The organism is Pedobacter sp. UBA4863, from assembly GCF_002399615.1.
Lineage (GTDB): Bacteria > Bacteroidota > Bacteroidia > Sphingobacteriales > Sphingobacteriaceae > Pedobacter.
Map to the genome: position 1 here is coordinate 100,502 of NZ_DHDZ01000040.1, position 24,378 is coordinate 124,879.

24 protein-coding genes are annotated in these 24,378 nt (G+C 37.5%); 18 read left to right on the forward strand and 6 right to left on the reverse strand.

Annotated features, from left to right (window positions below):
• Positions 1-105: 105 nt before the first annotated feature.
• From B3I52_RS10570 to B3I52_RS10625, 12 genes are all read left to right on the forward strand, one after another.
• Positions 106-1,191, forward strand: a complete 1,086-nt coding sequence (locus B3I52_RS10570) for a DUF4407 domain-containing protein (RefSeq protein ID WP_293301072.1) — start codon at positions 106-108, stop codon at positions 1,189-1,191.
• 87 nt (positions 1,192-1,278) lie between these two features.
• Positions 1,279-1,524 carry a hypothetical protein gene (locus tag B3I52_RS10575; RefSeq protein WP_293301074.1) on the forward strand — a complete coding sequence of 82 codons (246 nt, stop codon included), beginning with the start codon at positions 1,279-1,281 and terminating at the stop codon, positions 1,522-1,524.
• Between the two features lie 32 nt (positions 1,525-1,556).
• The gene (locus B3I52_RS10580) at positions 1,557-1,724 is read left to right on the forward strand and encodes a hypothetical protein (protein WP_293301076.1); all 168 of its coding nucleotides are present in this window, start codon (positions 1,557-1,559) and stop codon (positions 1,722-1,724) included.
• Positions 1,725-1,905: 181 nt separating this feature from the next.
• Complete coding sequence (locus B3I52_RS10585; protein WP_293301077.1) at positions 1,906-2,073, forward strand: hypothetical protein; 168 nt, start codon at positions 1,906-1,908, stop codon at positions 2,071-2,073.
• Positions 2,074-2,456: 383 nt separating this feature from the next.
• Positions 2,457-2,900: a 50S ribosomal protein L13 gene (gene rplM / locus B3I52_RS10590; protein WP_293301079.1), complete on the forward strand. Its 444-nt coding sequence runs from the start codon at positions 2,457-2,459 to the stop codon at positions 2,898-2,900.
• A gap of 16 nt (positions 2,901-2,916) precedes the next feature.
• Entirely contained in the window at positions 2,917-3,303 is a 387-nt protein-coding gene (gene rpsI / locus B3I52_RS10595; RefSeq protein ID WP_293301081.1) for a 30S ribosomal protein S9, read from the forward strand.
• Positions 3,304-3,321: 18 nt separating this feature from the next.
• A complete protein-coding gene (gene rpsB / locus B3I52_RS10600; protein WP_293301083.1) occupies positions 3,322-4,146 on the forward strand; it encodes a 30S ribosomal protein S2 in 825 nt (274 codons plus the stop codon).
• 99 nt (positions 4,147-4,245) lie between these two features.
• Entirely contained in the window at positions 4,246-5,085 is an 840-nt protein-coding gene (tsf, locus tag B3I52_RS10605) for a translation elongation factor Ts (protein WP_293301085.1), read from the forward strand.
• An 89-nt stretch (positions 5,086-5,174) separates the two neighbouring features.
• On the forward strand, positions 5,175-6,290 hold the full coding sequence (gene nagA, locus B3I52_RS10610) for an N-acetylglucosamine-6-phosphate deacetylase (protein ID WP_293301087.1): 1,116 nt from the start codon (positions 5,175-5,177) through the stop codon (positions 6,288-6,290).
• A gap of 104 nt (positions 6,291-6,394) precedes the next feature.
• A complete protein-coding gene (pyrH, locus tag B3I52_RS10615; RefSeq protein WP_293301088.1) occupies positions 6,395-7,102 on the forward strand; it encodes a UMP kinase in 708 nt (235 codons plus the stop codon).
• Between the two features lie 47 nt (positions 7,103-7,149).
• A complete protein-coding gene (gene frr, locus B3I52_RS10620) occupies positions 7,150-7,713 on the forward strand; it encodes a ribosome recycling factor (RefSeq protein ID WP_293301090.1) in 564 nt (187 codons plus the stop codon).
• An 84-nt stretch (positions 7,714-7,797) separates the two neighbouring features.
• Positions 7,798-9,537, forward strand: coding sequence for an ABC transporter ATP-binding protein (locus B3I52_RS10625; RefSeq protein WP_293301092.1), 1,740 nt, complete (start codon positions 7,798-7,800; stop codon positions 9,535-9,537).
• Positions 9,538-9,785: 248 nt separating this feature from the next.
• Here the strand turns inward: B3I52_RS10625 and rfbA are convergent, their stop codons facing one another.
• The 6 genes from rfbA to B3I52_RS10655 all read right to left on the reverse strand — a co-directional run bounded on the left by rfbA (position 9,786) and on the right by B3I52_RS10655 (position 14,637).
• Positions 9,786-10,646 (reverse strand): glucose-1-phosphate thymidylyltransferase RfbA, encoded by an 861-nt coding sequence (rfbA, locus tag B3I52_RS10630; protein ID WP_293301093.1) that lies wholly within the window; start codon positions 10,644-10,646, stop codon positions 9,786-9,788.
• Between the two features lie 25 nt (positions 10,647-10,671).
• A complete protein-coding gene (gene rfbD, locus B3I52_RS10635; protein ID WP_293301094.1) occupies positions 10,672-11,538 on the reverse strand; it encodes a dTDP-4-dehydrorhamnose reductase in 867 nt (288 codons plus the stop codon).
• Positions 11,539-12,591 carry a dTDP-glucose 4,6-dehydratase gene (rfbB, locus tag B3I52_RS10640; RefSeq protein WP_293301096.1) on the reverse strand — a complete coding sequence of 351 codons (1,053 nt, stop codon included), beginning with the start codon at positions 12,589-12,591 and terminating at the stop codon, positions 11,539-11,541.
• A gap of 81 nt (positions 12,592-12,672) precedes the next feature.
• Positions 12,673-13,239, reverse strand: coding sequence for a DUF3109 family protein (locus B3I52_RS10645; protein WP_293301098.1), 567 nt, complete (start codon positions 13,237-13,239; stop codon positions 12,673-12,675).
• Positions 13,240-13,290: 51 nt separating this feature from the next.
• Positions 13,291-14,061 (reverse strand): DUF3108 domain-containing protein, encoded by a 771-nt coding sequence (locus tag B3I52_RS10650; protein ID WP_293301099.1) that lies wholly within the window; start codon positions 14,059-14,061, stop codon positions 13,291-13,293.
• 60 nt (positions 14,062-14,121) lie between these two features.
• On the reverse strand, positions 14,122-14,637 hold the full coding sequence (locus tag B3I52_RS10655) for a DUF2480 family protein (RefSeq protein ID WP_293301101.1): 516 nt from the start codon (positions 14,635-14,637) through the stop codon (positions 14,122-14,124).
• A 97-nt stretch (positions 14,638-14,734) separates the two neighbouring features.
• On the opposite strand from B3I52_RS10655, the gene B3I52_RS10660 reads away from it, so the two are divergent.
• The 6 genes from B3I52_RS10660 (at position 14,735) to B3I52_RS10685 (ending at position 24,360) form a co-directional block, all read left to right on the forward strand.
• The gene (locus B3I52_RS10660) at positions 14,735-15,925 is read left to right on the forward strand and encodes a FecR family protein (protein ID WP_293301103.1); all 1,191 of its coding nucleotides are present in this window, start codon (positions 14,735-14,737) and stop codon (positions 15,923-15,925) included.
• A gap of 335 nt (positions 15,926-16,260) precedes the next feature.
• The gene (locus B3I52_RS10665; protein ID WP_293301105.1) at positions 16,261-19,569 is read left to right on the forward strand and encodes a SusC/RagA family TonB-linked outer membrane protein; all 3,309 of its coding nucleotides are present in this window, start codon (positions 16,261-16,263) and stop codon (positions 19,567-19,569) included.
• 91 nt (positions 19,570-19,660) lie between these two features.
• On the forward strand, positions 19,661-21,091 hold the full coding sequence (locus tag B3I52_RS10670; RefSeq protein WP_293301106.1) for a RagB/SusD family nutrient uptake outer membrane protein: 1,431 nt from the start codon (positions 19,661-19,663) through the stop codon (positions 21,089-21,091).
• 28 nt (positions 21,092-21,119) lie between these two features.
• Positions 21,120-21,899 (forward strand): DUF4843 domain-containing protein, encoded by a 780-nt coding sequence (locus B3I52_RS10675; protein WP_293301107.1) that lies wholly within the window; start codon positions 21,120-21,122, stop codon positions 21,897-21,899.
• Positions 21,900-21,910: 11 nt separating this feature from the next.
• Complete coding sequence (locus tag B3I52_RS10680; RefSeq protein WP_293301109.1) at positions 21,911-23,494, forward strand: PKD-like family lipoprotein; 1,584 nt, start codon at positions 21,911-21,913, stop codon at positions 23,492-23,494.
• A 275-nt stretch (positions 23,495-23,769) separates the two neighbouring features.
• Positions 23,770-24,360 (forward strand): RNA polymerase sigma factor, encoded by a 591-nt coding sequence (locus B3I52_RS10685; protein WP_293301111.1) that lies wholly within the window; start codon positions 23,770-23,772, stop codon positions 24,358-24,360.
• The last annotated feature ends 18 nt before the right edge of the window (positions 24,361-24,378 follow it).

Here is a 24,378-nt window from a genome sequence, read left to right on the forward strand (position 1 = left end):
CTAATACGGATTTAGCCTAAGCAAAAACACGTATTTTAAGATGTTTTAGGCTGTCTGTAACATTCTTTACGCTGAAGTATCTAACAGCTACTTAATATTTTGGAAATGAACCGTATTTCTCGCTTCCTTTGGTTTTGCTCTGGTGCTCACATCGCTACCTTAGAAAAACATCCTACAGACCACAATAAATACCTAGGCATTGGTGCCACCATTTTCTTTACTGGGCTTTTTGCTGCGCTTTCGGGCGGTTACGCCATGTATTTTGTGTTTAAGGGGGCAGATTTTGCCTGGCTATTCGCTATATTCTTTGGGCTAATTTGGGGCTTGGCCATATTCAATATGGATCGCTACATTGTGAGTAGCTTAGATAAAAACACAAGTGCTAAGAAACAGCTTTTGCAGGCAACTCCTCGTATTATATTGGCCATTATGATTGGTATAGTAATTTCTCGCCCTTTAGAATTAAAGATTTTCGACAAAGAAATTAAGGAAAAGCTGAAGGTGAGCTATCTCAACGGACAACGTTCTAAAATTGACACGCTAAACAAGGCTTTTGATAAAAAATATACCATTGAAATAGGTAAATTAAATGAATTAAAAGCGCAAAGAGATTCGTTGGCGGCCACAATAAAATCTGATAGACAAAAATTGAATTACGAAATTTTTGGCAATAAAACTACCGAAACATCTGGCGTGATGGGCTATGGCCCTTATGCTAAACGCAAAGAAGCAGAACTGAAACAGCGAGGACAAAATTTGGATACCTTAACTGCCGATATTAGGCAGATGGAGAAGTTTGTAGATGGCAGAAAACAGTTTGATGGTTTGATGAACGAAAAACTGCTTACCTCAAAACAGTTAGATAGCTTAGCCAGCATTGCTGGCTTTGCCGATAGAAATTGGGCTTTGGGACAATTGAGCTTTACGCCAGATGGTAAAAGAGATGTAACCACGGCAATAGCGGTAACTTTTATTGGGCTATTGTTTATCTTTTTTGAGTGTTTGCCTGTCTTTGTAAAACTGATGAGTAGCAGGGGTTCATACGACCACGCTATTGAGAACGAGGAGAAAGTGCAAATACACTTATCTGATAAAGACCGTGATGCAGAAATTACCGTTGCAGACCAAATACAGGATACTAAAATTGGCATTAGGGCACAGCAGAGGATTGACGAGTTGAGGAACAAATAGGTTTTTGAGCTCGCAAATTGTGACCTCAAAGATTGGTAGAGGAGGAAGAACCTACTTGCCCAATGTGTTTAAAGAACCGGCGTCTTAATGTTATCTATTGTTTTAAACAGCACACCGGCGGTACAGGTAAACATACAAATTGTAAGAATTTTTACAAGACTAAGAAAACTACTTAGCGAACACACCGAACTGAAACTGGAAATTGCCGACATTAAAAAGCACTTGCAAAACCACGACAAAAACATTGAGCTTGTTTTTACCTATTTGGACGAACTTATCGAAAAACAGACACAGTCCAGAAAACGGATTGGGTTTAAGTCTGATGAGTTGTAAAGTTTGTTTTAATCTTAAAAACTATTAGAAAAATGGGAGTATTCGATAAAATTAAAGGGACACGCATAACGGATACAAACCTTATAAACGAAATTATGGGGACAAACCCAACAAGCCCACATTCATTAAAGGATAAAAAATATTATCATTTCTACGGAGAACTAATAGAGGGCGTACACCCACAAAAAGGAACAGTTTAATTATAGGTCAAAAGCATGTACTATAACGCTTAAGAACGAAATTCCTATTAGAGGCAATATTGATATATTATATAACATTAGCTCCTTACTTTCCGGTTATTCTTTCTTTGGAACGAAAAATGCCAAAGAAAATTTTGAAGTTGATGATGAAAATAAAAAAGATAAAATTAAGGTATTGTTAATGAATAAACCGATTGAGGTTTATGAAGAAATGGCTCCAAACAAAGTTCGTTGGAAGTATCTTGAGACAGATAATTTTATCAATGCAGTAAAAGCACTTGATGAGAAAGACTGCTCGGAAGAATTTTTAGAATATAGAAAACATGCACTTTATAATAACTTATCTTAATAAATAGGTGCTTCAGTCTTCCAAGTAGGTATTTAATCTATGCTTTTACGTTCAATAACAAACCCGATAGAAGTGGAAATACTTTTTGTTGCGTCATTTCGAACGTAGAGAGAAATCTCAGAGTTAAGTGCCGCTATCAAACAGATTTCTCACAATCGTTCGAAATGACGGTAAGCGGAACACAAAAAAGATTGCAACGAAAAGCGGGGCATTAGGTACTGAAGAACTACTGCATTTGCTTTTCAAAAACCTTAAGCCTTATACCTTGCGCCTCTACAAAACTTTTTACTTCAACTATTTGGTAATTAAACAAATCTCCGTATCTTTGCAGTCCCTAAAAAACTGGGGGATAATAAATTTTTTAACAAATTAAATAAAAGCAAGTGAATACGTTAAGTTACAAAACTGTCTCTGCGAATGCTAAAACCGTTAATAAGCAATGGGTTGTAGTAGATGCTGAAGGAGAGATTTTGGGGCGCTTGTCTTCTAAAATCGCTATGATTATTAGAGGAAAAAACAAGCCTGAGTACACCCCACACGTAGACTGCGGTGATAACGTAATTGTTATTAATGCAGACAAAATTAAGTTGACAGGTAGCAAAATGGTTGATAAAACCTATGTACGCTATACTGGTTACCCAGGTGGTCAGCGTTTTATTTCTCCGAAAGAGTTATTGGAAAAACACCCACAACGTGTTGTAGAAAAAGCAGTACGTGGTATGTTGCCAAAAACTAAGTTAGGCAAAAAATTATACACTAATTTATTTGTGTATGCTGGTGCAGAGCATCCTCATGCGGCACAATCGCCTAAAACCATTAAACTTTAATTAAAAGAGAAAAGAAATGTCAACAACAAATACTTCTGGTAGAAGAAAAACTGCAGTTGCTCGTATCTATTTAACAGATGGTAGCGGCGCAATTACCGTAAACGGTAAAGATTATAAAGAATATTTCCCAACCTTGCCTTTACAATATATTGTTAACCAAGCTTTTGAAGTTACAGAGCTTTTGGGTAAACATGATGTAAAAGTAAACGTAGCAGGTGGTGGTGTTAAAGGACAAGCTGAGGCTGTTCGTTTAGCAATTGCTAAAGCTATTGTTGAATTAGATGCTGAGAAAAAACCAGCTTTACGTGCAAAAGGGTTAATGACCCGTGATATGCGTATGGTTGAGCGTAAGAAACCAGGACGTGCGAAAGCTCGTAAGAGATTCCAATTCAGTAAACGTTAATCTTAAGGAGACAATACAATGGCAAGAACAACATATCAAGACTTATTGGATGCAGGTGTACACTTTGGTCACCTTACCCGCAAATGGAATCCAAAAATGGCTCCTTACATTTTCATGGAGCGTAATGGTATTCACATTATAGATTTAAATAAAACTTTAGCTAAAACTGAAGAGGCTGCTTCGGCGATTAAACAAATCGTTAAATCTGGTCGTAAGATCTTATTTGTAGCTACTAAAAAACAAGCTAAAGAAATTGTAGCAGAGCAAGCTAAAAAAGTAAACATGCCTTTCGTAACCGAGCGTTGGTTAGGTGGTATGCTAACTAACTTTGCTACTGTGCGCAAGTCAATCAAGAAGATGGCTAACATCGACAAGATGACTAAAGACGGTACTTACGCTATTCTTTCTAAGAAAGAGCGTTTAATGATCCAACGTGAGCGTATTAAATTAGAGGCCCTTTTAGGTGGTATCGCTGATTTAAACCGTTTACCTGCGGCTATTTTCTTAATCGACGTGAAGAAAGAGCACATCGCAGTTGCTGAAGCTTTGAAATTAAACATTCCAACTTTTGCAATGGTTGATACAAACTCTGATCCTTCTAACATCGATTTCCCAATTCCGGCTAACGATGATGCTACAAAATCAATTTCATTGATTACCGACATCGTTGTGAAAGCAATTGAAGAAGGATTAGATGAGCGTAAGCGTGAGAAAGACGAAGAAGCGGAAAAAGAAGCTGTAGCTGTAAAAGCTGCTGCCGATGCTCCAGAAGCTCCTGCTAAAAAAGCAAAAAAAGAAGCTGTTGAAGCAGAAACTTCATCAGAAGATAATACAGAAGCTTAAACCCCTAGCCTCTAAAGGGGAATTAAAGAATAAGATTTATAACTTACCTGCAAGTCCCGACCAAACATCGGGATTTGGGGGTTAAAAACTTACTTAAGAATGTCTACAGTACAAATTTCTGCGGCAGATGTAAATAAATTACGTCAACAAACTGGTGCCGGCATGATGGATTGCAAAAAAGCATTGACAGAATCAAATGGTGATTTCGATGCAGCAGTTGATTATTTACGTAAAAAAGGTGCTAAAGTTGCCGCTTCTCGTCAAGATAGAGATAGCAACGAAGGTGTAGTAATTGCTAAAGCAACAGCTGATGGTAAACGTGGTGTTATCATTGAGTTAAACTGCGAAACAGATTTCGTAGCTAAAAATGCTGATTTTGTGGCTCTAGGCCAAAAATTTGCTGATTTAGCTGTAGAGAACAACCCTGCTTCTTTAGCTGATTTATTAGCCTTAGAATTAGATGGTCAGAAAGTAGAAGAGGTTATTGTTGATAACACTGGTAAAATTGGTGAGAAAATAGGCATCTCTAAATATGAAGTAGTAACTGGTGAAAAAGTTGTTGCATACATTCACGGTAACTACCGTTTAGGTGTATTGGTAGCTTTAAACCAAGATACTGCTGGTGTTGAAGAAGCGGGTAAAGACGTAGCGATGCAAATTGCTGCAATGAGCCCAGTTGCTTTAGATAAAGGTGACGTTGATGCAACTACCATTGAGCGTGAGTTAGAAATTGCTAAAGAGCAAATCAGAGCAGAAGGTAAACCAGAAGAAATGGTGGAGAAAATTGCTGCTGGTAAATTGAACAAGTTCTACAAAGACAATACTTTATTAAACCAAGAGTTTGTTAAAGATGGTTCGGTAGATGTTCGTAAATTCTTAGACAACACTGCTAAAGGATTAACAGTAACAGCTTTCAAGCGTGTACAATTAGGTGCTTAATTTTTAAGCTCATCTATATAGAAAAGTCTCGGCAGTTTGTCGAGACTTTTTTGTTTTTACTACTTCTATTAATTTTGGTAAACTTGTAGATGCAATTGCTACAAAACCAAAATATTTTTCTCCCAACAGGATTACAAACTCAAAAAGATATTTCATTCGAAAATGGCTTGATAAAGGAAATCAAACCAAATGTCAATCATTCGGAAACACAAAATACTTACGTACTTCCTGGCTTTATAGATTTGCAGATTTACGGAGCAGCAGGCAAATTGTTCTCTGCCGAGCCAAGTACAGAAAGTATCAGAATTATTGAAGATCAGCTTTTACAGGAAGGAACTACCAGCTTTCTAATCTGTTTAGCGACCAACACTCCACAAGTATTCAATCAGTGTATCTCCGTAATTAAGGAATATCGCAATAATGCTAGAAATTGCTTAGGCCTACATTTAGAAGGCCCTTTTATCAATCCCGAAAAAAGAGGAGCACATGTAAAAGGGTACATTCGCAAAGCAAGCTTAGATGAAATTAAAGCCTTGCTAGATTTTGCCGATGGTACCATAAAAATGATGACAATTGCCCCAGAACTGCAAGACGACCATGTAATTCAGTATTTGCTAGATAGCGGGGTGGTAGTTTCTTTAGGGCACAGTAGTGCAACTTTTGAGCAGGCTACTAAAGCCTATAATAAGGGCATGCAAACCACTACACATTTGTTTAATGCGATGTCGGCTTTACAGCATCGTGCACCCGGTATTCCAACGGCGGTGTTTAATCATCAAACCGCCATGGCCAGTATCATTGCCGATGGCTTGCACGTGGACTTTGAAGTGGTAAAAATGGCTGCAAAAGTAATGAAAGAGCGGTTGTTTATCATTACAGATGCTGTAACCGAATGTAACTCCGGCCCCTATCAGCACCATGCGGTAGAGGGTAAGTTTGTAATGCCAGACGGCACCTTGTCAGGTTCTGCGATGACCATGTTGCAATCCATTAAAAACTGCGTAAATCATTGCAATATCTCATTATCAGATGCGATTAACATGGCTACTTATTATCCAGCAAAGCTGATTAAAAAAGAAAACGAAATAGGTAGTTTGGCTGTTAATGCTGAAGCAAATTTTGTGGTATTGAATGAAGAAATGGATATAGCACAGGTATTTTACAAAGGCAAGCAAATTAAACGAAATAAAGAAGCATCAATTTAAAAAAACTTGATAATTTTGTCTTTTATGAAACCATTATGATTATCCTATTTCATTATCATACAAATCATAATAGCTTCATCACCGGTTAAGACATAAACATATAGATGAAATACAAACGGATCCTCCTTAAACTGAGCGGCGAATCGCTGATGGGCGATAAGCAATATGGCATTGATAACGAAAGAGTTAAGCAGTATGCAGAAGACATTAAAGCCGTTCATGATGAAGGTTTAGAAATTGCAATTGTAATAGGTGGAGGAAACATCTTTAGAGGTTTAAGTGCCGAAAAATCTGGGATGGACAGGGCGCAAGCCGATTATATGGGCATGTTAGCTACCGTAATTAACAGCATGGCCCTACAAGATGCCTTAGAGAAAGTGGGTTTAAAAACACGTTTACTTTCTGCTATTAAAATGGAGCAAATTTGCGAACCCTTTGTGAGAAGAAGGGCCGTGCGTCACCTAGAAAAAGGACGTATCGTTATTTTTGGTGCCGGAACTGGAAATCCATATTTTACTACCGATTCTGCGGCAGCGCTAAGGGCTATCGAGATTAATGCAGATGTAGTGCTAAAAGGAACCCGTGTAGATGGTATTTACACTGCCGATCCAGAGAAAGACAAAAATGCTACAAAATATCAAACACTTTCTTTTAAGGAAGTTTATGATAAAGAGCTTAATGTAATGGATATGACAGCTTTTACCCTATGTGAAGAAAACAATTTACCTATTATTGTTTTTGACATGAATAAAGCTGGAAATTTCATGAAAATAGCAAAAGGAGAAGAAATTGGCACCTTGGTAAAAGGTTAATCTCCGAGCAATTATTTTATATTTTTTGACTAAAATCATACGTAAAGATGAATGACCTCATAAAAAAACAGTTAACAGATGCACAAGCAATGATGGACAAAGCCATTGCCCATTGCGAAGTTGAGCTGACTAAGATTAGAGCTGGAAAAGCATCAGCAGGAATGTTAGATGGCATTATGGTAGATTATTATGGCAGTGCAACGCCTTTATCGCAAGTGGCGGCTATTAATACGCCAGATGCCCGTACCTTAATTGTTCAGCCTTGGGAAAAAAGCATGCTAATTCCTATCGAAAGAGCCATTATGGAAGCTAATATAGGCATTAACCCTCAAAATGACGGCTCTATTATTCGTTTGGTAGTACCACCACTAACAGAAGAGCGTAGAAAAGAGTTGGTTAAAAAAGTGAAAGAAGAGGCCGAAAGAGGCCGTATCACTGTTCGCAACATCCGTAAAGATGCCAACGAAAAAATTAAGAAACTAAAAGCAGAGAGTGTATCGGATGATGAGATTAAAACAGGAGAAGCTGAGGTTCAAAAAATTACCGATGCGTATATTGTAAAAGTTGACAAACACGCCGAACTAAAAGAGAAAGATGTGATGACGGTTTAAACTATCGTTAAATTGTAATATAAAGGGGAACATAGCTCAGCTACATTCCCTTTTTTTATTTTTGCATCCCAACACAAAACAATAATGAAATTATTAATAGAGTATTTAAAAGCTCATAAATGGGTGGTAGCACTTGCCTTATTTTTGGCGGCGGTAAATATTGGTTTCTCTTTAATGGATCCATATTTTACCGGTCAAATTGTAGATCGCTTTATCGAAAGAAAAGACATTCTTGACCGCTCTGAATACATTTGGGGCGTGCTAGGCTTAGTAGGCTTGGCCATTGGAGCAGCTATGGTTTCGCGTATTGCTAAAAACTTTCAAGATTACTTTACCAATATTATTGTGCAAAAAGTTGGCGCAAAAATGTATGCCGATGGTTTAAGACATTCTTTAGAGCTGCCCTATCAAGTATTTGAAGACCAGCGCAGCGGAGAAACTTTGGGTGTTTTGCAAAAGGTTAGGGTAGATTGCGAGAAGTTCATCACTTCATTCATCAGCATTCTATTTGTAAGCCTAATTGGGATGATTTTCGTAATTGTTTATTCTCTTTCTGTAAGTTACAAAGTAACCTTGGTGTACCTTGCATCTATTCCGGTTATTGCATTCATCAGTTGGTTTTTAAGTAGAAAAATTAAAACGATACAAAAAAAGATTGTTGCAGAAACTACGGCTTTGGCAGGTTCTACCACCGAATCGTTAAGGAACATAGAGTTGGTAAAAAGCTTAGGCTTGGCCAATCAGGAAATAGAAAGATTAAACAAAACCACCTACAAAATATTAGGTTTAGAACTTCGGAAAGTAAAATATGTACGCAGTATGAGCTTTGTGCAAGGTACTACTGTAAACTTTGTAAGAAGTGTAATGATTGTGGTACTGTTAGTTTTAATTTTCGATAATACCATTTCGCCTGGACAGTACTTTTCTTTCTTGTTTTACTCTTTCTTTCTATTTGGGCCATTACAGGAGCTCGGTAATGTAATTTTAACGTGGCGAGAAGCAGAAGTGTCGTTGGGAAAATTTAAAGACATTTTAAGTACTCCTATTGATAAGAAACCAGATAATCCAAAACCACTAAGTAAAATAGAGCAATTAACGTTTAGTAACATTAGCTTTAAACACCTTACTGGCAAAACCAATGCCTTAAACCATATTAATTTTAGTATAAATAAGGGAGAAACCGTTGCCTTTGTTGGGCCGTCTGGCTCTGGCAAAACCACCTTAGTGAAACTATTGGTGGGCCTTTATCAACCGGTAGAGGGAAACGTGCTTTACAACAATATTTCGGGCAAGGAAATTAATCTTGATGAACTGAGAGAAAAAATTGGGTTTGTAACGCAAGACACGCAGCTATTTTCTGGCACTATTAGAGAAAACTTACTGTTTGTAAAACCGAACGCTACCGACGAAGAATGTTTGAAAGTCTTACGTCAGGCGGCGTGCCATACACTATTGGCAAGGGCAGAAAAAGGTTTAGATAGCGTAATTGGTGAAGGTGGCGTTAAGGTTTCTGGCGGAGAAAAACAGCGTTTGTCTATTGCTAGAGCGTTGTTACGTAATCCAGATATTTTGGTATTCGATGAAGCTACTTCTTCGTTAGATTCTATTACCGAAGAAGAAATTACGGCAACTATTAAAGACGTTTCTAAACTAAGCGAGCAGATTACGATTTTAATAGCACATCGTTTATCAACCATTCGCCATGCAGATAAAATTTATGTGTTAGAGAAAGGCCACATCATAGAACAAGGCAAGCACGAAGATTTAGTGGAAGAAAAAGGCTTGTACTACGCCATGTGGCGGCAGCAGGTTGGGGAGAGATAATGCAGAATTTTGGGTGTCAATTCATGCTTAGAAGATCTTGTAATAAATTCAGCGCCTGCTCCGAGTAGCAGAGGCGATGTTGTATAGGTGTTTCGTCATGCTAACCTCGAAATAGCTGCAAAGCAAATTTATTTTACTGCGTAGCTTTACGCTACCGATAAATGGGCACAGGTTTCGCTACAGGTCAGTATCAGCTTTTAAGCTAGTATTAATAGTTTCAAATTGATTTGTGTATGCAAAAATAACGTTTACTTTACAATCTTCAACAAATACTCGCCATAACCACTTTTTACTAAAGGCTTGGCTATTTCTCTCAATTGATCTGCGGTAATGTAACCCATTCTATAAGCGATTTCTTCTATACAACCAATCTTTAAGCCTTGTCTTTCTTCAATAATTTGAACAAATTGGCCCGCCTGCATTAACGAAGCAAAAGTGCCGGTGTCTAACCAAGCCGTACCACGGCTTAAAACTCCTACTTTCAATCTTCCGCTTTCTAGGTAAACCTTATTTATATCGGTAATTTCATACTCGCCGCGAGGAGAAGGCTTAATGCTTTTTGCTATCTCAACCACATCGTTATCGTAAAAATACAAACCCGGTACAGCATAGTCAGATTTAGGCTGGACTGGCTTCTCTTCAATAGAAATGACTTTATTGTTATTGTCGAACTCTACAACGCCATATCGCTCTGGATCTGATACTTGGTAGGCAAAAACTACTCCGCCCTCTGGATTGGCGCTATTTTGCAGTAATTTAGCCATGCCATCGCCATGAAAGATATTATCTCCAAGCACTAAGGCCACTTTATCTTTACCTATAAAATCTTCGCCTATTACGAAAGCTTGTGCTAAACCATTTGGCTCTGCCTGTACCGCATAACTAAACTTACAACCTAAGGTGCTTCCGTCACCCAATAACTTTTCGAAATTTGGCAAATCGTGTGGCGTAGAAATAATTAAGATTTCATTTATCCCGGCCAACATTAATGTTGATAAAGGGTAATAAATCATGGGTTTATCGTAAACCGGCATCATTTGTTTGCTGGTAGCCAAAGTTAATGGGTGCAACCTGGTTCCGCTTCCGCCTGCTAAAATTATTCCTTTCATATAGATTTGAGTTTTCGTGGTTTGGTTATTGGTTGTTTGGTCTAAGTTGTTCAATACATTTCTTTAGGCTGTATAACCAATAAGGTGCCTTAATGTTATAATCTGCTTTTATTTTGCTTTTATCCATCACTGAAAAGTGTGGCCGTTTAGCTTTTGTAGGATAAGCGCTGGTAGAAATTGGATTTACTTTCACTGCTGTTCCGCTATAATCGAAAATTGCTTTGGCAAAATCGTACCAAGAGGTTACGCCCTCGTTACTAAAATGGTAAATGCCGTATTTCTTTGTTGGGCTTTGGATAATATCAAAGATAGCGTTTGCTAAGTCGATAGCATAAGTTGGCGTACCTACTTGATCGGCAATGATATTTAACTCATCTTTATCAGCCCCTAATTTCAACATTGTTTTTACGAAGTTATTGGCAAACTCTGAGTACAGCCAACTGGTGCGAAGAATAATATGTTGCGCTAATACATCAACAATTGCTTTTTCTCCAGCCAACTTTGTAAGCCCATAGACGTTGATTGGCCTTGCTACATCATCTTCTTTTAACAGTTTTACCTCATTGCCTTCAAACACAAAATCGGTAGAGATATGAATTAAAGTTGCTTCATATGTTTTGCACAATTGTGCCAAGTTGCTAGCTCCTGTTTCATTAACAGCCTTTGCAATACCAACTTCGTCTTCGGCTTTATCTACGGCAGTATAAGCGGCACAGTTAATTACATAAATAGGCTTTTCTTGGTTAAATAGCGTTGAAAGATCTGCTAAGTTCAGAATGTTTGCAATACCTTCTTCCGGAAATACAACTTGTTCAATATTTCGTTGCGCAACTATTTTTTTAATACACTGACCCAATTGACCGCCAGCACCTATTACCAGTACTTTTGCCATTTATTTATGATTGTATTGCTTCTCGTAATACGATTGATAATTGCCCGAAGTTACATTGTTTAGCCATTCGTCATTTGCTAAATACCAATCAACCGTTTTTTCTAAGCCTTCTTCAAATTGTAGGCTTGGTACCCAATTTAATTTTTGCTGTAGCTTAGTCGAATCTATTGCATAGCGTAAATCGTGGCCGGCTCTATCGGTTACAAAGGTAATTAGCTTGGCAGATTCACCTGCTTCACGGCCTAGTTTTTTATCCATTATCTTACATAGCAAGTGAATTAAATCGATGTTTTTCCACTCATTATGTCCGCCAATGTTGTAAGTTTCGCCAGTTTTAGCCTGATGGAAAATTACATCGATAGCTCTTGCATGGTCTTCTACCCAAAGCCAATCTCTTACATTTTCTCCTTTCCCGTAAACGGGTACCGGTTTATTGTTTTTGATGTTATTAATGGCCAAAGGAATCAATTTCTCCGGAAAATGATGCGAGCCATAGTTGTTTGAACAATTAGAGATTACACAATCTAAACCGTAAGTATCATGGTAAGCTCTTACAAAATGGTCTGAACTTGCTTTTGAAGCAGAATATGGGCTATGTGGATCGTAAGCTGTAGTTTCGGTAAACATGCCTGTTTCGCCTAATGCACCATAAACCTCATCAGTGCTGATATGGTAAAATCTTTTCTTATCGTAATTGCCTTTCCAGAACTCTCTAGCTGCATTTAAAAGGTTTACCGTTCCAATTACGTTGGTAATTACAAAAGCGGTAGGGTCTGTAATAGAGCGATCTACGTGGCTTTCGGCAGCTAGGTGAATTACGGCATCGAAATTTTCTGCCTTAAATAACTCATTAATGGCTAAAGCATCGGTAATGTCTATTTTAACGAAACTGTAATTTGGTTTGTCTTCAATATCTTTCAAATTGGCCAAATTGCCAGCATAGGTTAATTTATCAAGGTTTACTATCTGATAATCTGGGTAGGTGTTTACAAACCTGCGCACAACGTGCGAACCAATAAAACCAGCTCCTCCAGTAATTAATATTTTCTTCAAAGCAATAAGTGATTAATAGATACAAATGTAAAATAAAGCCTTTATTAACAAAGGCTTTAATCGCAAATACAAACTATTTTGTTAAGAATTAGCTCGAACGCTTTCTTCGAGCTCGCTGTACCATGCCGCTCCGTACTTTCTAATTAGCGGATCTTTTAAAAATTGATAGACCGGAACTTTAAGCTCTCTTCCAAAAGAACAAGCGTCTTTGCAGATATGCCATCTATCATAGTTTAGCACGTCAAATTCTGGGTATTGGGTAATTCTAATTGGGTATAAATGGCAAGAGATGGGTTTCTTCCAATCTACAATCCCTTCTTCGTAAGCTTTTTCGATAGCACATTTGGTGATGCCATTTTCAAAAGTTACGTAAGCGCACTCTTTATTCCCATCTACACAAGGAGTGGTTAAGTCGCCATCTGCATCTACCACAGAAGTTCCGTACTCTTCAATTGCAGCAACGCCTTTAGGCGCTAACAAATGTTTTATTTTGGGATATATCTCTTCTAAAATTGCTTTTTCCGATTGTTCGAGAGGAGCACCTGCATCGCCCTCTATACAACAAATCCCCTTACACTTGCTTAAATTACATACAAAATCTTCGTTAATTAGATCTTCATGCAATAAGGTACTTTGAACTTCTATCATTTTTGGTTAATTGTTTAATCGGTTAACTGTTTAATTGCACAATTAACCATTTTACTTCCCAATAGGGTATTTTAGCCCTTGGGCAGATTTTATTTCTAATGTTACCGAACCTACCAATATTTCTACCTCCGCCTTTACCGGCACTCTATTGCCGTCGTCGGTAATCCAAAGGTACAACTTGCTGTCCTTTTTAAAAATACGTCCTGGTTTAATAGAAGGACTAAATTTAAGACAGTTGATGGTGCCTAGCTTTGTTTTGATAGTTTCTTTGCCTACATATTGAATTTCTAAGGCAGAGATTTCGTCTCCTAAGAAATAATTGAGCTTAAAAGTCTCGTTAATTTTAAGTTTGGTAATATCGAGGCTCCGTGCAAAATAATAGGCCGAAACCAAATCAAAAGTTTGTGTAGTTGGCGTGGTATAAGTTCCGTTGTTGGCAACAACTTTTTTATTATCCTGATAAAAACGAGCTTTATCTTTTCTGCGATATTTTGCTTCTCTAATATCTTCCTGGTAAAAATAAGGTGTTAGCTCTGTTTTGTCGATATAAGAATCATAATGATCCCTAACTTTATAAAAAACGTCGAAAGTGCCCGATGTACGAGCATCGACCACTAATTTATACGTTGGTTTGCCATCAAATTTCAAGTCAGAAGGCTCTACTTTTATAGTGGCTTCTGCTGCGGTAATAAAGCCATATTTAAGCTTATAGGTTAGGCTTTCGCCCTCTTTAAACGCATTTTCTTTTTTTAAGGGGAGCTCTTGCGCAACTACTAATTTGCTCGTTGCAATTAATGCAAACATTAACGCTAATTTTCTCATGTCTGCATTAAAACAAAAAGTAAACCAAAAATTTAGTATAGGGGCAACGCGCTACCATTCTTAATCTTTTCTTTTATAAATGGGAACTGTAGAGCAGGGTTCGCCATACATTATACTTTTTACTACAGGTGTAAGTAGCGCGGTAATAGTTACGTATGCAGAAACAGGAATTTGAGGGTTTGAACAGCCTTTAATTACCACCCTTTGGCCTGCATATTCTGCTAAGTTAATTTTAGCTAATGCTTTCGAAAATAGCATTGTATCTAACAAATCTAAATCTCCAAATACAATTTCGTTGGCATAAGGTTTCATTTTATTAGCTAACAGCATATAGGCCCAAGTAGGTACAATTGCATCTGCAGTACAGGTAATGGCAATGTTTTTTCCTTGATATTGTTGCCAGTCGTGCTCTTTTACAAATGCCCTAAAGTCTTGTTCCTTTAAAATTAATCCGTGAAAAAGATTGTCTTTTATATCGTACAAAACTCTTTCCCGCTTTTCTAGATGGTCTTCTAGATTAAAGGTGATTAGCCCACTAGCGGCAACCTTATTTACTATGTTTTCTTGAATATCCATGGCTCACTAATCAAACTGTAAAAATACATAAATAATACTTAATTTTTTTCGGTACTTTTTTACAACCGCATCGTATTAATATTGTTAAAGCAAAAAAATGGGCATCAACGAAGATCAACTACAACAAATAATTTTGTTAATTAACAAAAGCATAAATACTGAGCTAAGCGCTGAGGAACAACAAACGCTTAACCAATGGTTAAATATGCATAAGGACAACCAAACGTTGTTTGACGAATTGCATGACCCAAACTATCGGGTTGGTGAGCTACAAGAAATGGCTCAATTTACAACCGAAGAAACTGCGTTAAACAGTTTCTTACAAAAGCAACGTAAGCGTTCGTACTTAAAGTTTAAAAACAATTCATTTATTATTCGTATAACAGCCGCGGCTGTTGTTGCTATTGTTTTTAGTGTGGCCTTATACCTTTACAACGGCGAAAAAACAGCAAGCCATAGTCAAACAACAGCCCTACAAACAGATATTGCTCCTGGAAAAAATACGGCTATTTTAACCCTAAACAATGGCAAAACAATAAAATTAAGCGAATTAAAGAAAGGTGTAATAATTAATAATTCTGGTATGGTGTACGACGACGGAAGTCCGTTAAGTAAAGTAATGCCTGCGCCTACCAATATTAGTATGCTTACCGCAAGTACACCCAGAGGCGGCATGTATGCCTTTACCCTTCCCGATGGCACAAAGGCGTGGTTAAACTCTCAATCGTCACTTCAGTTTCCGTCTAACTTTGATAACGAGCCAACCCGAAAAGTAACGCTTAGTGGCGAGGCATATTTTGAAGTGGCCAAAGACGATAATCAGCCCTTTGTTGTAATTACCAAAATGCAGGAAGTTAAGGTGTTGGGAACTCACTTCAATATTAACGCCTACGCTGATGAAGATGTAAGCATTACGACCTTACTAGAGGGAAGAATTGATGTTTTAAATTTAAAATCAAGACAGAGAAAGCAACTTGCTCCTAACCAAGAAGCTATAGTAAGTAATGCCAGCTTACTAATTAAAAAGGCTCCGAGCGCTGAAAATGCAATAGATTGGAAAAATGGCGACTTCATTTTAAAAGAAGAAAAATTAGAAAACATTATGCGCAAGCTGTCGAGATGGTACGATGTAGAGATTGTTTACAGCAACAAACCACAGAAGCCAGTAATATTAGGAGGCCTACTATCCAGACAAAAAACGTTATTGGCAGCACTGCGCTTTATAGAAACAACAGAAAAAGTTCGCTTTGAAGTTGAAGACAGAAAAGTAATTGTAACCTACAAATAAACAACAATCAACCACTAAACCAAGCAACTCATGAAACAAATTTTACAAAAACCAAGCTAATATAAAACGAGGGGGTATTTCAACAAAAAGCCGGACAGTGTTGCAGCACTTTCCGGCAAAAGTTTGAGCCTCATTTTTCTGGCTGTTAGGCCAGAGATAAATAATTGTACGAACTATTTAGAACTTAACTCAAACTAATCAAAAGTATGAAATTAAACGGTTTTAACCAAGGTAAACCATCCAATTGGTTACCGCCAAAACTCTTCTTAATTATAAAGTTGGCACCTTCATTATTTAAAGGTCTCGATAAAAAAAAGATCCTTATGAGAGTTAACATGATCATAATTATTATGACTAGCTGCTTGGCAAACATATATGCATCGGGCTTTGCACAAACAGTTACATTAAAAGAAAAAAACCTCTCACTAGAGGATGCTTTCATGAAAATAAGACACCAAACTGGCTACGATTTTATATTTGATGCCGAACTATTAAAGCAAAGCCACCGAATAAACATCGAAATAAAAAATGCTACTATCGAAACATCATTGTTAGAATGTTTAGAGGGACAAAACTTAACTTTCGAAATTAAAGACAGATCTGTTACCATTAAAAAGAAAATTTCCGCAGAGAAGGCTCTCATTTACATTGCTAAAATCGACATTAAGGGTAAAGTTGTCGACGAAAAAGGCAATCCGTTAGAAGGGGCATCTATTAGATTACGCGGTACTACCACTGTACAAACGGTTACTAATGCAAAGGGCGAGTTTGCGCTAAACAATGTCGATGACAAATCAACTCTATTAATCTCGTACATAGGCTACAAAACTGTAGAAATTGACCTAAAAAACAACAAAGGCCCGTTTAACATTAGCCTAGAAATAGCCGAAAACAAAATAGAGGAAGTAGAAATTACAACCGGTATTTTTAAAAAAGTAGACAAAAGTTTTACGGGATCTTCGCTCACCGTTAGCGCCAAACAACTGCAAGAGTTTGGAAACAGAAATTTACTCATTTCTTTACGAAATATAGACCCTGCATTTAACATCATTGAAAGCAATAACATGGGATCTGATCCCAATCGTCTTCCTGACATCCAAATTAGAGGAAATTCTAGCTTACCAAACATTGATAACCTTGACAACTTGGTTGGCTTAAATACTCCCCTAGTTATTTTAGATGGTTTTCAGTCTACCTTACAACGTTTGTTAGACATTAACGTAAACGAAGTAGAATCTTTAACTATTCTTAAAGATGCCTCTGCTACGGCTATTTATGGCTCTAGAGGTGCAAATGGAGTAATTGTAATTACCACCAAATTACCTATGCAAGGTGCTCTGCGTATTGGCTACCGCAACGATACCAATTTTGAAATAGCCGACCTAAGTGATTACAACCTACTCAATGCTCGCGAAAAACTTGACCTAGAAAAAAGCGTTGGATTGTATAACAATTCGACAATTGAGCAAGACATCAACTTAAAAAAATACTACAACTATTTATTAAGCGAAATAAACGAGGGAGTTAATACAGACTGGTTAGCTGCCCCGCTACGCGTTGGGGTGGGTCAACGTCACAACCTAAGCTTTTCCGGAGGTGTGCCATCATTTAGATACAGTGCCTCTGCGCAAATTAACAATATCGCTGGTGTAATGAAGGGTTCTGGACGCAATACATTTAACGGCACAATTAATTTAGCTTACCAATTAAAAAACATTAGGCTTAACAATCAAACAATTTTTAGTGAAGGAAGATTTTCTGAATCGCAGTATGGCAGCTTTGGTGATTACGCTAAAATGAACCCTTACTGGCGAGCTTACGACACTGAAGGTAACGTACTAAAAGCTTTGGGAGACCCAGGAGAAAACTATTACACCGGCCGATGGTATCCATTACCTACTAATCCGTTGTATAATGCTACATTAAACGGCTTTAATAAAACTAAAAACTCTGAAGTAATTAACAACACTTCAGTAGAATGGACTATATTCCAAGGCTTTATTTTACGAGCTCAGCTAGGCCTTGGAAAAACAACGGTGCAACAAGATGCCTACCGCCCTGCAGACCATACAGCATTCGCCAACTATTCTACCAACGATATTTTCCGTAAAGGAGATTATCAATACAACATTACAAATGGGTTTAATTACGATGGAGCTTTAAACATCCAATATTCTAAACGCTTTAAAGATAAACACCTCCTTTATTCTGGAGTTGATTTTAACATTAGGCATAGAGAAAGCTCTATGTATGGGTTTTTGGCTGAAGGATTTAGCAACCCGAAGTTCGACTTTATTTCTATGGCACTTCAATATGCCCAAGGACAAAAGCCTACAGGATCTGAAAGCAGAATAAATGCATTAGGCTTAACAGCCAACGTGAATTATATTTACAACGACCGTTACTTTACTGACGTATCTATTCGTATGGATGGCTCGTCTCAATTTGGCACTAAAAAAAGAATAGCTCCATTTTGGTCTTGGGGTTTGGGCTGGAATTTACATAACGAAGACTTCCTGAAAAATAGCAAAGTTATAAATCGGTTAAAATTACGTGGCTCTACAGGGGTTACGGGTTCTCAAAATTTTTCTGCGTACCAGGCGCTCTCTACCTATCGTTATTACACAGATAAGCGCTACTTTAATCTTTTTGGAGCCTACTTGCTAGCCATGGGCAACGAAGATTTAAAATGGCAACAAACATTAAATTACGATGTTGGTATTGATGCTGAATTTTTTAATAATCGTTTAAAATTAACCGCAGATTATTATACTTCTACTACTCGTGACATTGTTTCCTCTATTTCCATCCCTGCCTCTACAGGTTTTACCAATTACGTAGAAAACATAGGCAGAATGAAAAACAAAGGGTTCGAAGTTCGCGCAACCGGAGTACTTATTGACCAAGGGCGCAGAAAATGGTATGCCAGCGTAACAGCTGGGGTTGCGCAAAACAAAAACACCATAATTTCTATTTCGCAGGCAATGAAAGACGCTCAGAAAAGCAGGCAAATGGCCCAACAAACAACCCCTTCATCTTTGTTTGTTGAAGGTTATTCTACCAACACCATTTGGGTTGTTCCATCGTTAGGTATAGATCCTAGTAATGGTAAAGAAGTATACCTAGACTTAAATGGGCAACCTACTTACGAGTGGAGCGGCAACAACTTAAGAGCTATGGGAAACACCGACCCCAATTACATTGGCAACTTTAGTTTTTTAGTAAGATACAAAGGTTTTACTTTAAACACCTCGTTTGGCTATCGCCTTGGTGGGCAAATTTATAATCAAACTTCAATTAACAAAGTAGAGAATGTTGATTACAAATACAATGTAGATAGACGTGTGTACGAAAACCGCTGGACAAAACCTGGCGACTTAGTACAGTTTAAAAGCAAAGACATTACGGCAACCACTTTCAAAACATCTCGTTTTGTAGAGGATGAAAACACCTTAATTTGCCAAAACATCTATTTACAATACGAAATACTTTCTGCGAGCTTTAAACAAAAACTGAAGATACAGCAAGTTCAGCTAACGGTAAATGCCGACCAACCCTTCCGAATTTCCTCGGTTAAACAAGAGCGAGGCATTATTTATCCGTTCTCTCGGCAGCTGTCTTTCGGTGTTAACGTTACTTTTTAGGTCGCACACAATGGAACAATCATGATTTTTCGAAACAAGAAAATAATAGCTAAAAATCATGATGGCTTATTTACTATAAAAATATAAACAGATGAAAAGTCTTAATAAAATAATCATCGGCATAATGTTACTCACGTTGAGTAGTTCTTGTAAAGATTTTCTAACCGTAAATCCTAAAACAGATGTTGCTCGCGACGAACTGTTTGCTACCGAAGAAGGCTTTAAGGACGCCTTAATAGGCATTTACATCCAAATAGGTGAAGACAGTTCTTATGGCAAAGAACTAACAATGACTAGCATTGAGCATCTTGTTTCTAGCTGGTCGGTTACGGTAAACTCGGCAGCTGCGCATCTTAATCGCTTTAACTATACCGATGCTGGGGCAGAAAATTCACTTCAAAATATCTTTAACAAACAGTATAAAACTATTGCTGGTATCAACACCATACTTGATCAAGTTGAAAACAAACGTCATGTTTTTAGCCCCGGCATGTACGAACTTATTAAGGGCGAATGTTTGGCTTTACGAGGTTTACTTCATTTTGATATGCTTCGCTTATTTGGACCAGTGCCAACATTAGCTGCCAGCGCCAATCGCTTGCCTCCTTACGTTAGTACATTTTCTAAAAAGCAAACAGCAGCGCCTAGTTTCATCGAATTTAAAACCTCACTATTTAAAGATTTAGAAGAAGCCCAACAACTGCTAGGCAAATCAGACCCTTTTTTAAACAACAGTATAACCGATTTTAAAAATGGAACTTACCGTGCAAATGATCAATTCGTGAACCATCGTTACTTGCGTATGAATTATTACGCCAATACCGCTTTAAAAGCAAGAGCCCATCTTTGGTTTAACGAGCCACAAAAAGCTTATGAACAAGCAATATTGGTAATAAATGCTAAAAATCCAGATGCCAGTGCAAAATTTAAACTAGGCACCTCGGCAGACTTTGCCGCAAATAACTTTGTGCTTACTTCTGAACAAATTTTTGGTTTGTACGATCATAATATCAACACCAAATTTAGCTCTCCAATGTTGTACAAAGGTACCGATGCTACAGTGGTTAAAAGCCAATTGTACGGAAATACAGGCACCGATATCAGAGAAAACAACCTATGGGTAGTGGATATTCAGTCATCAGTTTCCAGATATATTTTCAAAAAATACGACTTTACAAAAAGCGCCGCAGACTTACTGCAAGACACCAAGCAAATTCCTATGCTACGCCTCGCTGAAATGTACTTAATAGCCATCGAAACAGGACCTGATACAGATGCACAAAATTTGTGGACCGCCTATCAAACAGCAAGAAACTTGGTACAAACAAACCTACCAACTGATGCTACTCAAAAACGAGATTTAGTGATAAAAGAATATAGAAAAGAGTTTTTTGGCGAAGGACAAGCATTTTACGCGTACAAGCGAGTGAATGCTTCACCAGCGCAAGTTACTTTCCTTTCGGGTGGCATAGATGTAAACTATACACCGCCATTACCAAAATCAGAAACAACTATAAACTAACAAGATTACACTAAATAGCTAAAACAAAATGAAAAGACTGTATTACATTTTTCTTGCTTTAGGCTGTACCATTGCCGTAGCTTGTAAACAAAACGAGCCGTTGTTATACACCGATATAGCTAGAGCCCAGTTTGGTCCAGATCCAACTGTTTATTATTCATCATCCCAAATTTATGGTGATACATTAAAAAACCAATCGTTTGCTTACCTAGCTACTGATATTTTGGTAGATACAATTTACTTTGACTTGTACACAATGGGTGCACCGAGTAAAGTAAACAGAAGTTTTGTATTAAAACAAGAGCAAGTTTATGGGACAACTAACGCTTTACCTGGTGTGCACTACAAGGCGCTTGATAATCCCGAAATTTCTAAGCATTACGTAATAAAGGCTGGCGCCACTCACCATAAAGTACCAATTGTATTATTTAGAGATGTAAGTTTAAAAACAACCGCAGTAACATTAAAATTTAAACTTATTGACAATAAAGACCTTGCCCTTGGACAACCAGGACTTTTATGGAGAAAAGTGGTGTTTAGCGACAAACTGATTAAGCCCGCTGCTTGGTCTGGATCTAACCAATCGCAATTTTATGGAGCTTACAGCGAAGCAAAACATCGTTTCATGATCAGTGCTACTGGCCAAAAATGGGATCAAGAATTTATGAATTATCTTAATGGTGCTTTTACAGAGCCCGTTCAGTATTGGATGAGCGTAGTTAAAAGTAGCCTTGCTACTTACAATGCTGCAAACCCCACCAACCCCATCATAGATGAGGTAACCAATAAAGCTATCGTTTTCCCTTAAAAAACAAAGTCATGAAAATATTTAATATAAACAGACAAGTTGCAAATATATTTTTTGTGTTATTCCTTTTCATTTTTAGCGCTTGCGAAAAATACAAGCCAGTATATCAGTACAGCGAAAATGAAAAAATAACTGCTACTGGTCTAGAAGCACTATATCAGGTAACTTCTGGAAATGACGTGCTCACAATTGACCCTACCATATCTTCTAACAAAACTGGAGACCTAAAATGTGTTTGGGGCATTTATGAAACCAATACCCAAGGTACAAATCCAGTGATGGACACCCTTGCCAGAACCAAAAAACTAGAATATAAAGTAAATCGTTCGGCTAAAGATTGGTATTTAATGTTGCGAGTAACTAACTCAAGAACTGGCTATTCACAATACTTTAAATCAACGGTTAGGGTAGGCACCATTTATACTCGTGGTTGGTATATCCCTAAAGACGATGGATCGCAAACAGACATGGATTTTTTTGCCACTCCAGCAACCAGCTCAATGCCTAGCAACAATACCAAAATAGAAAATGTGTATAGCTTAATGCAAGGCAAAAAACTAGAAGGCAAAGCGATTATGCTTTCTTTTTTCGTGAATTTCAAATCGATGGTTAATGGCTCCTATGTTAGCACCAGATCGCTAAGTCTAGTTTCCGAAAAAGATGTTTCAATGATGGACTTGAGCAATTTACAAGTCTATCGAAACTTCGACAACATATTTCAAGCTGCACCAACCCCTCGTAAAATGGACGTAGTTACCACCGACTTTTTGAAGTATTTTTTGATTAACAATGGGCAATTGTACAGCATGGTAGGACAAGGCTACAGCGAAGGTATATTTGGAGGGAGGAAACTACTCACCAGCAACGACAATCCGTATCACTTATCTAAACATCAAATTATTCCTTCAGCAGGAACGGCATACTTTTTCGATGAAATGAGCAGCGCATTTTACGCAGGAACCGACCGCAGTTTATACCTAGGTGCCGTTACTATAAATACAGCCCGCCTCGACAATAACCCTGTAACTCCTGCCTCCGCTGCAGCTACAAATAAAAAACTAATATACATGGGAAATAAAGTTTACGGGTCGTCTGGCGGAGGTGCACCCGGTGGCTATGTTATTTTCCAAGACAAAACAAACCCTACTATTAAAACTATGTACCAAGTAGGCAGTGCCGGACCAAATGGACTTACACTTAATGCTGGCGTTACCATTAGTACCGCAAGCAAATTGTTTAATGCAACTCATTATGGCCTACTCTTTGGCGATGAAAATTTACTGTATTTTTCTTCAGGGAAAGAAATTTACTCCTACAACTTAAATAGCAATACCGAACAATTGCAGTATACTGTTCCTAACGACGAGGAAATCACATTTATTAGACATCGCAAACTTACAGGTGCCGACGCTTATAATTATGTGATGATTGGAACCCAATCTGGCCAAAACTACAAAGTACGATTGTTTAATAAAACTACTGGCAATTTAAATACCGAACCAAGTGTAACACTAACAGGAAAAGGACGGCCAGTAGATGCTTTATACGTAAGCCCAACCGTAACTACCGAACTCGTTTATAGCTATACCTTTTAAAAAATATAAAATGAGATTAAAAAATTATGCTTTCAAAAAACAAACCAATGCAGATCAAAAAACATCATAAAAAATTGGTTAATAATTAATTAGTTTCACCAGTAGCGCAAAAGCCGAAGCTTTTGCGCATTTTCCACCTTTAATTTAAAGGTGGGATTTTTTGTTTCTGAGCTATTGCTCCATTTTTTATTTTATAAACAGTTTACCACTAGTTTTTAGTACATTTAAGAGTAAAACGAAAAATCATGTTGTAATAAAAAAACGTTAACTAACAGATGACAATGGCAGTGTATGGAACACCTTCCGAGCAACAGTTTATTAGCCTATTAAAAGAAAATGACCAGCGGGCGTTTAGCCAAGTTTTTAAACAATATTACACTGCGCTATGCTATTTCGCTAACAAGTTTGTATTTAATAAACAAGAAGCCGAAGACATTGTTGCCGGAGTATTTGAGAAACTTTGGAAAGGAGAAATACAAATAACGAGCATTAACCACTTACGTTCGTTTTTATACATTACAACTAAACGAAGCTGCATAGACGCCTTGAGAAAAAATGGCCACGCCCAAGAAAGACAACTGAATTTCGCGAATCAAATTGGCGACCAAGAACCCGAATGTATACAGCAAATTATTAGAGCCGAAGTATTACAGCAGATTAATCAAGAAATTAAGGCACTTCCAGAACAATGCAGTAAAATAATAACCTTAAGTTACATAAACGGTTTAAAGAACGACGAAATTGCTTCAAAACTTGGCTTATCTGTACAAACGGTTAAAAACCAAAAGAGCCGTGGTCTTTCACTTCTCAGAGGAAAACTTTCACCCCAATTATTTCAAATATTTTTACTCGCCTTTTTGAAATAACTGTAATTTATATCTCTA

Excerpts from the sequence above, each read along its gene's own strand:
- B3I52_RS10570 (WP_293301072.1), top strand. The coding sequence starts at position 106 with ATGAACCGTATTTCTCGCTTCCTTTGGTTTTGCTCTGGTGCTCACATC.
- B3I52_RS10575 (WP_293301074.1), top strand. The coding sequence starts at position 1,279 with ATGTTATCTATTGTTTTAAACAGCACACCGGCGGTACAGGTAAACATA.
- B3I52_RS10580 (WP_293301076.1), top strand. The coding sequence starts at position 1,557 with ATGGGAGTATTCGATAAAATTAAAGGGACACGCATAACGGATACAAAC.
- B3I52_RS10585 (WP_293301077.1), top strand. The coding sequence starts at position 1,906 with ATGAATAAACCGATTGAGGTTTATGAAGAAATGGCTCCAAACAAAGTT.
- rpsI (WP_293301081.1), top strand. The coding sequence starts at position 2,917 with ATGTCAACAACAAATACTTCTGGTAGAAGAAAAACTGCAGTTGCTCGT.
- rpsB (WP_293301083.1), top strand. The coding sequence starts at position 3,322 with ATGGCAAGAACAACATATCAAGACTTATTGGATGCAGGTGTACACTTT.
- tsf (WP_293301085.1), top strand. The coding sequence starts at position 4,246 with ATGTCTACAGTACAAATTTCTGCGGCAGATGTAAATAAATTACGTCAA.
- nagA (WP_293301087.1), top strand. The coding sequence starts at position 5,175 with ATGCAATTGCTACAAAACCAAAATATTTTTCTCCCAACAGGATTACAA.
- pyrH (WP_293301088.1), top strand. The coding sequence starts at position 6,395 with ATGAAATACAAACGGATCCTCCTTAAACTGAGCGGCGAATCGCTGATG.
- frr (WP_293301090.1), top strand. The coding sequence starts at position 7,150 with ATGAATGACCTCATAAAAAAACAGTTAACAGATGCACAAGCAATGATG.
- B3I52_RS10625 (WP_293301092.1), top strand. The coding sequence starts at position 7,798 with ATGAAATTATTAATAGAGTATTTAAAAGCTCATAAATGGGTGGTAGCA.
- rfbA (WP_293301093.1), bottom strand. The coding sequence starts at position 10,646 with ATGAAAGGAATAATTTTAGCAGGCGGAAGCGGAACCAGGTTGCACCCA.
- rfbD (WP_293301094.1), bottom strand. The coding sequence starts at position 11,538 with ATGGCAAAAGTACTGGTAATAGGTGCTGGCGGTCAATTGGGTCAGTGT.
- B3I52_RS10645 (WP_293301098.1), bottom strand. The coding sequence starts at position 13,239 with ATGATAGAAGTTCAAAGTACCTTATTGCATGAAGATCTAATTAACGAA.
- B3I52_RS10650 (WP_293301099.1), bottom strand. The coding sequence starts at position 14,061 with ATGAGAAAATTAGCGTTAATGTTTGCATTAATTGCAACGAGCAAATTA.
- B3I52_RS10655 (WP_293301101.1), bottom strand. The coding sequence starts at position 14,637 with ATGGATATTCAAGAAAACATAGTAAATAAGGTTGCCGCTAGTGGGCTA.
- B3I52_RS10660 (WP_293301103.1), top strand. The coding sequence starts at position 14,735 with ATGGGCATCAACGAAGATCAACTACAACAAATAATTTTGTTAATTAAC.
- B3I52_RS10665 (WP_293301105.1), top strand. The coding sequence starts at position 16,261 with ATGATCATAATTATTATGACTAGCTGCTTGGCAAACATATATGCATCG.
- B3I52_RS10670 (WP_293301106.1), top strand. The coding sequence starts at position 19,661 with ATGAAAAGTCTTAATAAAATAATCATCGGCATAATGTTACTCACGTTG.
- B3I52_RS10675 (WP_293301107.1), top strand. The coding sequence starts at position 21,120 with ATGAAAAGACTGTATTACATTTTTCTTGCTTTAGGCTGTACCATTGCC.
- B3I52_RS10680 (WP_293301109.1), top strand. The coding sequence starts at position 21,911 with ATGAAAATATTTAATATAAACAGACAAGTTGCAAATATATTTTTTGTG.
- B3I52_RS10685 (WP_293301111.1), top strand. The coding sequence starts at position 23,770 with ATGACAATGGCAGTGTATGGAACACCTTCCGAGCAACAGTTTATTAGC.